Below are 9,325 nucleotides of genomic sequence, written 5' to 3' on the forward strand. Positions count from 1 at the left end.
CGACTACTGCTCATCATCCGCATCGGGCAGGTCGACGGGTTCTGTGAAGGGCACCGTGGAGAGCGTCTCCGAGGCGCCGCGCACCGGCCCTGCCCGCCGCTGGCGCAGCGGGTCGCGTCTGAGGTCCGCGTACAGGGCGAGGCACAGCCCGATGATGATCAGGATGAACGGGGTCGCCGCGAGAATCGTGAACGTCTGCAACGCCGGCAGTCCGCCGACATAGAGGAGCACCGCGGCGACAGCGCCGGTCAGCACCGCCCAGAGGATCACGAGCGGCTTCCACGGTTCCTTGCGCCCGCGGCTGGAGAGGGTCCCCAGCACGAGAGCACCGGCATCCGCCCCGCTGACGAAGAAGACCGCGGTGAGGGTCATCACCACCAGGGCCGCCCCGATGAAGAAGGGGTACTGCTGCAGGGCCGCGAAGAAGCCGGCCGCCTCGTCTCCGGTTCCGGCGATATCGATGCCGCCCAGCTGCAGGTGCAGGCCGGCTCCACCGAACACGACGAACCAGATCGTGCTCACCGCGGTGGGCACCAACAGCACGCCCAGCACGAACTCCTTGATGGTGCGACCGCGGGAGATGCGGGCGATGAAGGTGCCGACGAACGGGGTCCAGGAGATCCACCAGGCCCAGTAGAAGATGGTCCAGCTGGCCAGCCACTCGCCGCCTCCGAATACCGCGGAGTGGAAGCTCATCGGGATCAGGTTGGAAAGGTACGAGCCGATAGACGACGGCAGCAGGTCGAGGATGAACACGGTTGGCCCGACGACGAAGACGAACAGCAGCAGCACGCCGGCGAGCACCATGTTGGTGTTGCTCAGCCATTTGATGCCCCTCGAGACTCCGCTGGCCGCCGAAAGCACGACCCCGACGGTGAGCACGCAGATGACGATGATCGCGACGGCGGTGTCTGGTTCATCCGCGAATTCGCCGGTGCGGAGCAGCGCGATGCCGGCCGCGATCTGCAGCGCCCCCAGCCCGAGCGAGGTCGCCGAGCCGAACTTGGTGCAGATGATCGCCAGGATGTCGATCGGCTTGCCCCAGCCCTTGTCCTCGATGCGCTCCTTGCCGAACAGTGACTGGAATGGCGCGCTCATCAGGTTGCCGCGCCCCATCCGGAACGTCGAGTAGGCCAGGGTCAGGCCGACGACCGCGTAGATGGCCCACGGGTGCAGCCCCCAGTGGAAGAAGGTGTAGGCCATCGCGGCGCGTGCGGCTTCCGCGCTTTCCGCCGGGGCATTCACATAGGGGGGAGGGTCGGCCAGGTGGGTCACCGGCTCGTACACGCCGAAGAACATCAGCCCGATGCCCATGCCGGCGCTGAACATCATCGCCACCCAGGAGATCGTGGAGAACTCGGTTTTCTCGCCCTCGCTGGAGAGCGGGATGTTGCCGTACCGGCCGAAGGCGAGCACCAGGGCGAAGACGACGAACCCGGTCGCGCCGAGGATGAACAGCCAGCCGACGTTCTCGGTGACCCAACCGAGCGCCGCGCTCGCCGCCGCCTCGAAGGTGTCGGTTACCAGGATGCCGAGCAGGCAGATGACCAGGATGATGCCGGCCGAAACTCCGAACACCACCTTGTCGACGCTCGCCCAGCCCCTGGCCAGTGGTGCGGATACCGGATCGCCGATCCGTGCCGCGTATTGATCGTCTGGAACGTGCGCCATGTCACTCCTCGAGCCGTCGTCGGTTTCCGGGACTGAATACAGCCACGCTACCCCCGGACGGGGGGTGCGCCTATAGTGTCCGCATGGTTGAAGAGCACGAAGCGAACCTGAACGAACTCACCAGGAAAACCCATGCCGGCGACTCCGGGAACACCAGGCTGGGTGGGCACGGCGTGCTGTCGAAGACGGATGCGCGGGTCGCCGCTTACGCGGACTGCGATGAAGCGAACTCGGCCGTCAGTGTCGCCATCGCCGGCGGTGCGCTGCCGAATCACGTGATCACGATGCTTGCCAGCGTGCAGAACGACCTGTTCGACCTGGTGACCGACCTGGCGTCGCCGGTGGGCTCAGAAGCGGATGCGCGCATTCAGCAGGCGCACATTGAGCGGCTGGAGCGCGCGGTCGACCATTTCGTGCTGGAAGCCTCCGACCTCAGCGGCATGATCCTGCCCGGCGGCACTCTCGCCGCGGCGCTGCTCTATCAGGCGCGCGCGGTGGTACGGCGGGCTGAGCGCTCGGTGTGGACGGCCATCGAGGCGTATCCCGGCCAGTTGAATGAGCTGTCCGCGCACTACCTCAACCGGTTGTCGCTGCTGCTCTTCGTGATCGCGCGCGGCGCCAACGTCGAGCACGGGGACGTGCTGTGGGTGCCGGAGGCGTCAGCCAGGGCGATGGCGGGGGAGCCGATCGAACTGCCGGTGGAGCAGCCAGGCGAATAGCCGGTCAGCGGGTGAGCAGGCCCGCGCGCTCCGGGTGCTCGTCGAACCACTTTCCGACGTACCAGCACATCGGGACCACGCGGTAGGTGGTGTTCTGCTCCACGTCGTCGATCGCATAGGTGACCACTTCCCCGGCCAGCCCTTTTCCGCGGTGCGCGGGGCTCGTGTAGGTGTGGTGGAATGAGATCTGGTTGCCGTTGATGCGGTAATCGGCGGTCGCGAGCAGGTCCTTGCCGTCGCGCAGGGTGTAGCGTCCGGCATCCGTCTCGTGTGCAAGTTCCTTGGCCATGATGCCAGCCTAGGCTGCTTCCCCGTAGCCTGACTGGGTGCCCTCCTACCGCGTGACCATGACCGTCGGGATGCTGAAGCCGGGCGTCGCCCCCGACCGGGTGCTTCCGGTCGCGGCCGAGGCGGCGCGGGAGCTGACCACGGTCGAGGCCGCCGACCTGGGGATCGTGGCCGGAGCCCCGCGAATCACGATTCGGTTCACAGCGGATGACGCAGAGCTCGCCCGGCAACTCGGGGCGCACATTGCGGCGGCGACGGCCCAGGCTGCCGAGGTGCTGGTGTGGAAGGTCACGGAGCGGGTGAAGGGCCGCTGGTACGTGGTGCGCGCTTCCTGACCGCCTCGCCCGTCAGCTGCGGACCCAGCGGGCTGCGTTGCGTGTACGGGCGTGTCCGTAGCTGACGGGCGAGGCGTGCGGATGGCGCTAGAGGTCGTCGTCGTCCTCGTCGTCGATCACCAGGTCTTCGTCATCCAGCAGGTCGTCATCGTCGTCCTCGATCAGCAGGTCGTCGTCGTCATCATCGACCAGCTCGTCGGCGTCATCTACAACGTCCTCGTCGTCGACAGTGTCGGCGCCCACGTACTCCTCCTGGGTGTCGGCTCCGTCCATGTCGTAGACGTCGGCCATCGTCTCGTGGGTGCCCGACGGAAGGTTGGTGTTGCTCATGGTGGTTCCCCTTTTTGCACGGATTGATGCGGAGATACTACGACTGCAACCTGCGGATGTCACGCGTCGGCTGTCAGGCGCGGTGGCGGCCCCGGCGATTGCGGTCTGACGACCCCTCCTTGTCGCCGTTCGCCTCTGCGCCCGGCGCCTCGGCGTTCGTATCCGGCTCCAGGCGAACCTCCTCGTGGGTGACCGGAACGGTCACGTTGTGCTCCTCGGTGACCGTGTACTTGCGCAACCGGAGGCTCTCGCCGGTGGTGGGCGCAGCATCCGCGTCCTCAGTACGATCCTCGTGCTCATCATCGTCGCGCTCTTCATCATCGTCTGATGCTTCCGCGCCCATCCGGTAGTACCGGTAGAGGTCGTCCTCGGCCCGGGGAGTCAGCGCCTCGTCGGTGTCGATGCGCGGTGCCTCCTTCACCAGGTCCTTCTCGTAGGGCACGTGCAGCACCTCCCGGTCCCAGGTCGCCTCGTTCAGGGGAACGAAGGTCTCGTGCCGGCCGAACAGGCCGGTGTGGACGGTGACCCAATTGGGTGCACCGGTGGTCGGGTCGACGAAGACCTGGCCCACCGTTCCAATGCGGTCATCGTCCGGGCCGACGACGGGCGCGCCCATGATGCTGCCCAGGTTCTCGTTGCTGATCATCGCTGCACCCTCCTAGCGTCCGAGGCCGACGCGGTCGACCCTGCGGTGGAAGCGCATGCCTGCCATCCCGCCGAGGATCGCTCCGACCAGGCTCGCCACGGCCACCAGCACGGCGGTGATGATGCTCGCTGTGGTCAGGTCTCCCTCGTTGATCGGGATGCGGGGGAACCCGTTCACGTTCGCCAGGATGTTGAAGTCGGCGCCGCCGATGGCAGCCAGGATGGCCACGACGATCGCGATCACGACCGCCCAGACCCACACGGCGATCCCTTGCTTCGCGCCGTCGAACCTGGCCATTCTCCCGGCGACGTAGCCGCCGCAATAGTAGGCGACCAGCATGATGACGATCAGCGCGATTGCGCCGATCACGCCGACCGTCTCGGCATTGTCAGCGGCGGCTCCGGTGGCATCCTCGACATCGCCGGTGAGCCCCAGGCCGACGACAGCTCCAGCCGCTGCGACGACCGCCGTCAGCAACACTGCCATGCCCATGGCGGCCAGCCAGCCGAAGAATGCCGAACCGATCTTGACCCCGCCGAAACGCTCTTCCTCCCGCTCGGCGACGTCCTCGCGGAGCGAACTCGTCGGCTCTACCGGAACCGCTCCGCGTCGCTCGTCCCGTGTGCTGTAACCACTGTTGGCGTGGTCCTTGTCGTCCCGGCCGCGGTTCCGATTTCCGTGTGTACTCATCATCGACCCTTTCGTGTGGGTGGTGCTTCGCTGTACAACTGTTCGTGTGTACCGGTGTACGCCCGCGAGCGTGGCCACGCAAGGCGGCGAGGGTAGACTTCGAGACAACTTCAAGGAAGAGGTACGTCATGGTTCCCGAGATCAACTGGTGGGCAGTGATCGTCGCCACGCTGTCGACGATGGTGGTCGGATCCGTCTGGTACGCGCCAAGGGTTTTCGGAACCTGGTGGGAGAAGACGGCCCGCGTCGAGACCAAGTCGAACGCGGTTGTGGCGATCATCGTGACCATCATCGTGAGCTTCATCAGCGCCTGGGTACTGGCTGGCGCGGCCGCGATCGCGCAGCACTTCTACGGCGGAGCCTTCCTGGCGAACACCATAGTCACCGCGATCATCCTCTGGGCCGGCTTCACGGCTGCACGCTTCATCACGCACGATGCTTTTGAGAACCGGCCGCGGATGCTCACCCTCCTGAACATCTCCCACGAGTTGGTCACCTACCTCGTGATGGCCCTCATCATCGGCCTGTTCGGGATCAGCGCCGCCTAGTCGCGGTCAACCGTTCCGCCACTCATCCGAGGTCAGGTGCGATCCGGCCTGAGGGCCCATCTGCAGCATGCCGCCGTCGACGACCCAGGATGCGCCGGTGACGTACGACGCCTGGGCTGACGCCAGGAACGCGATGACCGCTGCGACCTCGCGGGCGTCACCCGGGCGGCCGAGCGGCACGCCCGGGCGATGAATGCGGTGAGGGTCCGCGTCCTCCTGCCCGGTCATCGGGGTCGCGATCTCGCCGGGAGCGACCGAGTTGGCCGTCACACCGTGCTCGCCCAGCTCAAGGGCGATCGTCTTGATCAGGCCGCCGAGCCCGTGCTTGGCGGCGTCGTATGCCGCCGACCCGACTCGCGGCTGGTGTTCGTGCACGCTGGTCACCGCGATGATCCGCCCGCCGTTGCCGGCCGCGACCATCCGGCGGCAGGCGCGCTGGATGCAGAGGAACGCGCCATCCAGGTCTGTGGCCATGATCGTGCGCCACAGTTCGAAATCGGTGTCCAGCATGGGCGTGTTCGACCCGGTGCCGGAATTGTTCACGAATACGTCCAGGCCGCCCAACTGCTCAGCGAGGGTGTCGATGACGTCCGCACAGCCGGGCAGCTCGGTCAGGTCGAGACGCTCGACGATTGCGTTCTGGCCGAGGTTGCGCACCAGATCAGCGGTCTCGTACGCGCCGGCCTCGTCGGAGTGCCAGGTCACGCCGACATCCATGCCAGCTGCCGCCAATGCGACCGCGGTCGCACGACCGATACCCGAGTCCGACCCGGTGACAATTGCCCGCTTCGGGTGGTATTCCATGGTGCTCCGGCTCAGGGCAGTGGAGCAGGGCTGTCGGGGCGGAGGTCGGGGTCCGAGGAGTTCGGGTCCTCGGTGCTCTCGTTCATCCGTCCGGCGCCCGGCATCGCCTCGCCGATGTCATCGATACCGATTTCGGCATCGTCGCCATCCGGTCCGGTGCCCGGTTGGCCAGGCTCCGGCTCGTAGACGTTGGGATCGTCCGGGCCCTCTGCCGGATCCTGGGCTCGTTCGCGCTCGTTCATGCGGCCACCATAGGCATCCGCTCACCGACCTGGAACCCTCACACAGCGAAGCTTCAGGTGTTCCGCAGGTCGGTTCCCAGGTCGCTATCTTCGTTTCCTGTTGACGTGTTCATACCGGCGACGATAGGCACCGGTGTGCCTTCGCGGTACTGGTGCTCAGCGAGCGTCCAGCCACGGAACCCGCCGGCAACCGCATACGCTCTAACCATGGCGAATCGACGGGACCTGCAGGCGGGTGCCACGAGGGCCGAGATCGTGGCCGCCGCCAGGGAGTTGTTCCTCACCCGGGGCTATGTGCGCACCTCGTTGACCGCTGTGGCTGAACTCGCTGGAGTCGCAGTGCAGACCATCTACAACTCGATCGGCAACAAGGCCGCCCTGCTGGCGGCCGTGCTCGACCAGGTGACGGCGGGTCCTGACGCCCCGCGGAGCGTTTCCGAGTTCATGCAGGCGCGGGCGGATGCCACGGGCGGCCTCACCGGCCTCAGCCGCCTGCTCGCCGACTGGATCGCGGAGGTGAATGAACGCAGCAATGAGATCCTCACCCTCATCCACCAGACAGCCGCCGTCTACCCGGAGGTTGCTGCGCTGGAACGGGAGCGCGGGGAACGCCGGCTCAGCAACTACGGAAAAGTTGCCGCGGTGGCGCGCAGCCGCGGCGGGCTGACGTCGGGGTCGAGCGACGCGCAGGTGGCTGCCGCGATCTGGGCGCTCGGGCATCCGCAGTCCTACCGATCGCTGGTGGTCGACGGCGACTGGAGCGCCGAGGCCTATCGCCAGTGGCTGGCGAACAGCCTCCGCAGCGTGCTTGCCTAGTCAGCTGGTGCGAGCGGCGAGGTACTCGTTCATGGCGGCTGTCAGTTCCCGGTCCACGGGCATCGGCACGCCGTCCAGCGCGACGACGGGCGCAGCGAGCCGGGTGCTGGAAACCAGCCAGAGGGCATCCGCCTGCCGCAGCGTCTCGGCGGGAGCGAGCGCGAATTCGGTCGGCATCCCACGGGTTGCCGCGAAGGTGAAGATGCTGCCCTGGGTGGTGCCATCGAGGATGGCCAGGCCGGTGCCCGGGGTCACGAGCGTGTCGCCGCGTCGCAACAGCACCGACGATGACGGCCCCTCCAGCACGTAACCGTCCGAGCTGATGAAGATCACGTCGTCGGCGCCGCGTCGTGCCGCCTCCCGCAACACCGAACGGTTCACGGCATAGGAGAGCGTCTTGGCATCCGCGAGCAGCCACGGCGACGTGGTGGCAACGTCGTGCCGGTAGCCGCGGTCGAGGGTGACCACACGGATGCCGCGGGCTCGTGCATGCGAAAAGTCTGGTGCCGCGGTACCGTACACCCAGCCGGTTGGCCGCCCGTCGCCCTCCACCCCGCGGGTGTAGACGGTCTTGACCGCAGCCTCGGGCAGGTCGGCGAGGGCGTCGGCGACCGCCATAATCGCCTGGCGCCACGCATCCGGGTCCGGTGCCGGAAGGTCCAGCGCCATCGCCGAGCGGGCGAAGCGGGCCAGGTGGGGTTCCAGGGCCTGGGGAGTACCGGATGCGACACTGACGGTCTCGAAGACGCCGTCGCCGCGGGTCGCGCCCAGGTCGAGAACGCTCAGGTGAAGGCCGTTCGGGTCCGCCAGCTCGAAGGGTGGCTGTCCCGGCTGGTGGGGTGGCGCATCCGCTGACGGCTGGTTGAGTATGGCGAGGGCCTGCATAGGGCAATTCTCGCGTACTCGACTGCGTACTCGGCGACGAATGAATCAGCCTGGGATCGCCCCGGAGAGCGCAGTGGTCACCGCACGCGCGACAATGAGCGCGATCGGCGGCGCGATGTACAGGCAGACGTAGGTGGTCAGCGGACCCGACCCACGGCGGCCGGTGCACTGCCGCACCCTCACGCTGCGCACGATCAGGTAGACGAGCGGGCTCAGCACGATCCACCAGGGCGAGGCGGTTTGGTCGTGACCGAGCAGGCGCAGCCGGGCACGGTCCTGGAACCCCATGATGAAGGTGAAGACGAAGAACGCGAAAGTGAGGGGGAGCGCGGCGAACAGCAGCCAGTCCCGCAGGCTGAGCAGGAGCCCCATCGCGGCGGCCTCCGTGGGGACGAGAGCGAACAGTTCGGCGTCGAACCCGAGCAGGCCGGGGAAGAGGTAGAGGCTTCCGACCATGCTGACCAGCTGCACCACCGGCATGAACACGATCAGCCAGACCGGAGAGGTGCGACCGTGCATCGGCTGGTACTTCACGGCGCGTTGCGAGTACGAGACCGGCGGCGAGTCGCCGAAGATGGGCAGGGCGTCCGGGGGTGCGGATGTCGTCTCCACGTCTTCCCAGCGGGCCAGGGAGGCTGCCCAGTCGTCGTCGGCACCGGTCGGATCGTCAGCAGGCGTGGAGGTGGCCGGCTCGGACGAGGCGCTGGTTTCGGGCACCGGAAGCGGCGGCTCCAACGCCACCGGAGGGAGTGCGGGTGCTGGCTCGGGTGTCTCGGCCACCGGTTCCGGTGTGGTCGCCTGCACGGCAACGTCTGCCTCGACCTCTGGGTCTTGCCACACCGGAGGAGGCAGCGCCGAAACGGGTTCGGGTGAGAACTCGGGGGCCTGCGTGAACGCAGGCAGGCCACCACTGAGGGGAGCTTCGCGGGGTTGCGATTCCATGGGGCCGTCCTCCGTTAGTGCAGCAGGGTGCTCTTCGTCGGACGCTGTGTTCGTCGCGGAGGCCAGTTCGCGCAGGGTGCGACGTGACGGGTACGGCGAAACCGGTGCTGGCGCTGCGGCGTCCCGATACGAGGATGCCGGTTCGAAGGTCGATCGCGCGGCGACCGGTACGTAGTCTTCCTCCACTGCGGCGGAGGAGTCGTAAACCTGGGCGCCGACAGCCACCGGCACCGGCGCATCCGCCGCTTTCTCCGGCTGGGGCTCCGGCTGAGTTTCCAGTTGGGCCTCCGGTTGCGGGTCCAGGTTCGCGCTCCAGGACGTGCCGTCCCACCAGCGCTGCGAAGTAGACCCCCACGGGTCTGGATACCAGCCCGCCGGCACTGCTGGACTCAGTGCGTCGGTCATACTT

At 67.3% G+C, this 9,325-nt stretch carries 14 protein-coding genes; 4 read left to right on the forward strand and 10 right to left on the reverse strand.

Annotation, left to right across the window (positions count from 1 at the left end; translation table 11 throughout):
* Nucleotides 1–3 precede the first annotated feature (3 nt).
* Nucleotides 4–1,671: a BCCT family transporter gene (locus tag ACX3PH_RS11775; RefSeq protein ID WP_459092721.1), complete on the reverse strand. Its 1,668-nt coding sequence runs from the start codon at nt 1,669–1,671 to the stop codon at nt 4–6.
* A gap of 83 nt (nt 1,672–1,754) precedes the next feature.
* On the opposite strand from ACX3PH_RS11775, the gene ACX3PH_RS11780 reads away from it, so the two are divergent.
* Nucleotides 1,755–2,390 carry a cob(I)yrinic acid a,c-diamide adenosyltransferase gene (locus tag ACX3PH_RS11780; RefSeq protein WP_459092723.1) on the forward strand — a complete coding sequence of 212 codons (636 nt, stop codon included), beginning with the start codon at nt 1,755–1,757 and terminating at the stop codon, nt 2,388–2,390.
* A 4-nt stretch (nt 2,391–2,394) separates the two neighbouring features.
* Here the strand turns inward: ACX3PH_RS11780 and ACX3PH_RS11785 are convergent, their stop codons facing one another.
* Nucleotides 2,395–2,679: a GNAT family N-acetyltransferase gene (locus tag ACX3PH_RS11785; protein WP_459092725.1), complete on the reverse strand. Its 285-nt coding sequence runs from the start codon at nt 2,677–2,679 to the stop codon at nt 2,395–2,397.
* A gap of 37 nt (nt 2,680–2,716) precedes the next feature.
* Between ACX3PH_RS11785 and ACX3PH_RS11790 the strand changes: the two genes are divergently transcribed.
* Complete coding sequence (locus ACX3PH_RS11790) at nt 2,717–3,013, forward strand: hypothetical protein (protein ID WP_459092727.1); 297 nt, start codon at nt 2,717–2,719, stop codon at nt 3,011–3,013.
* 87 nt (nt 3,014–3,100) lie between these two features.
* Here the strand turns inward: ACX3PH_RS11790 and ACX3PH_RS11795 are convergent, their stop codons facing one another.
* From ACX3PH_RS11795 to ACX3PH_RS11805, 3 genes are all read right to left on the reverse strand, one after another.
* The gene (locus ACX3PH_RS11795) at nt 3,101–3,343 is read right to left on the reverse strand and encodes a hypothetical protein (RefSeq protein ID WP_459092729.1); all 243 of its coding nucleotides are present in this window, start codon (nt 3,341–3,343) and stop codon (nt 3,101–3,103) included.
* Nucleotides 3,344–3,416: 73 nt separating this feature from the next.
* Nucleotides 3,417–3,989 carry a DUF2382 domain-containing protein gene (locus ACX3PH_RS11800; RefSeq protein ID WP_459092731.1) on the reverse strand — a complete coding sequence of 191 codons (573 nt, stop codon included), beginning with the start codon at nt 3,987–3,989 and terminating at the stop codon, nt 3,417–3,419.
* A gap of 12 nt (nt 3,990–4,001) precedes the next feature.
* On the reverse strand, nt 4,002–4,679 hold the full coding sequence (locus ACX3PH_RS11805) for a hypothetical protein (protein ID WP_459092733.1): 678 nt from the start codon (nt 4,677–4,679) through the stop codon (nt 4,002–4,004).
* 128 nt (nt 4,680–4,807) lie between these two features.
* On the opposite strand from ACX3PH_RS11805, the gene ACX3PH_RS11810 reads away from it, so the two are divergent.
* On the forward strand, nt 4,808–5,227 hold the full coding sequence (locus tag ACX3PH_RS11810) for a DUF1761 domain-containing protein (RefSeq protein ID WP_459092735.1): 420 nt from the start codon (nt 4,808–4,810) through the stop codon (nt 5,225–5,227).
* Nucleotides 5,228–5,233: 6 nt separating this feature from the next.
* Here ACX3PH_RS11810 and ACX3PH_RS11815 read toward each other — a convergent pair whose 3' ends face one another.
* The 3 genes from ACX3PH_RS11815 to ACX3PH_RS11825 are packed head-to-tail and all read right to left on the reverse strand — an operon-like array spanning nt 5,234 to nt 6,482.
* On the reverse strand, nt 5,234–6,031 hold the full coding sequence (locus tag ACX3PH_RS11815; protein WP_459092737.1) for an SDR family oxidoreductase: 798 nt from the start codon (nt 6,029–6,031) through the stop codon (nt 5,234–5,236).
* An 11-nt stretch (nt 6,032–6,042) separates the two neighbouring features.
* The gene (locus tag ACX3PH_RS11820; RefSeq protein ID WP_459092739.1) at nt 6,043–6,273 is read right to left on the reverse strand and encodes a hypothetical protein; all 231 of its coding nucleotides are present in this window, start codon (nt 6,271–6,273) and stop codon (nt 6,043–6,045) included.
* A 53-nt stretch (nt 6,274–6,326) separates the two neighbouring features.
* Nucleotides 6,327–6,482, reverse strand: a complete 156-nt coding sequence (locus ACX3PH_RS11825) for a hypothetical protein (RefSeq protein WP_459092741.1) — start codon at nt 6,480–6,482, stop codon at nt 6,327–6,329.
* On the opposite strand from ACX3PH_RS11825, the gene ACX3PH_RS11830 reads away from it, so the two are divergent.
* Nucleotides 6,481–7,089 carry a TetR/AcrR family transcriptional regulator gene (locus tag ACX3PH_RS11830; protein WP_459092743.1) on the forward strand — a complete coding sequence of 203 codons (609 nt, stop codon included), beginning with the start codon at nt 6,481–6,483 and terminating at the stop codon, nt 7,087–7,089. The genes ACX3PH_RS11825 and ACX3PH_RS11830 overlap by 2 nt on opposite strands.
* Here ACX3PH_RS11830 and ACX3PH_RS11835 read toward each other — a convergent pair whose 3' ends face one another.
* Together ACX3PH_RS11835 and ACX3PH_RS11840 are read right to left on the reverse strand one after the other, a co-directional pair.
* A complete protein-coding gene (locus ACX3PH_RS11835; protein ID WP_459092745.1) occupies nt 7,090–7,974 on the reverse strand; it encodes an aminodeoxychorismate lyase in 885 nt (294 codons plus the stop codon). It lies immediately after the preceding gene.
* A 45-nt stretch (nt 7,975–8,019) separates the two neighbouring features.
* Nucleotides 8,020–9,321, reverse strand: a complete 1,302-nt coding sequence (locus tag ACX3PH_RS11840) for a DUF2510 domain-containing protein (RefSeq protein ID WP_459092747.1) — start codon at nt 9,319–9,321, stop codon at nt 8,020–8,022.
* Between the last annotated feature and the right edge of the window lie 4 nt (nt 9,322–9,325).

This window comes from Homoserinimonas sp. A520, assembly GCF_054489245.1.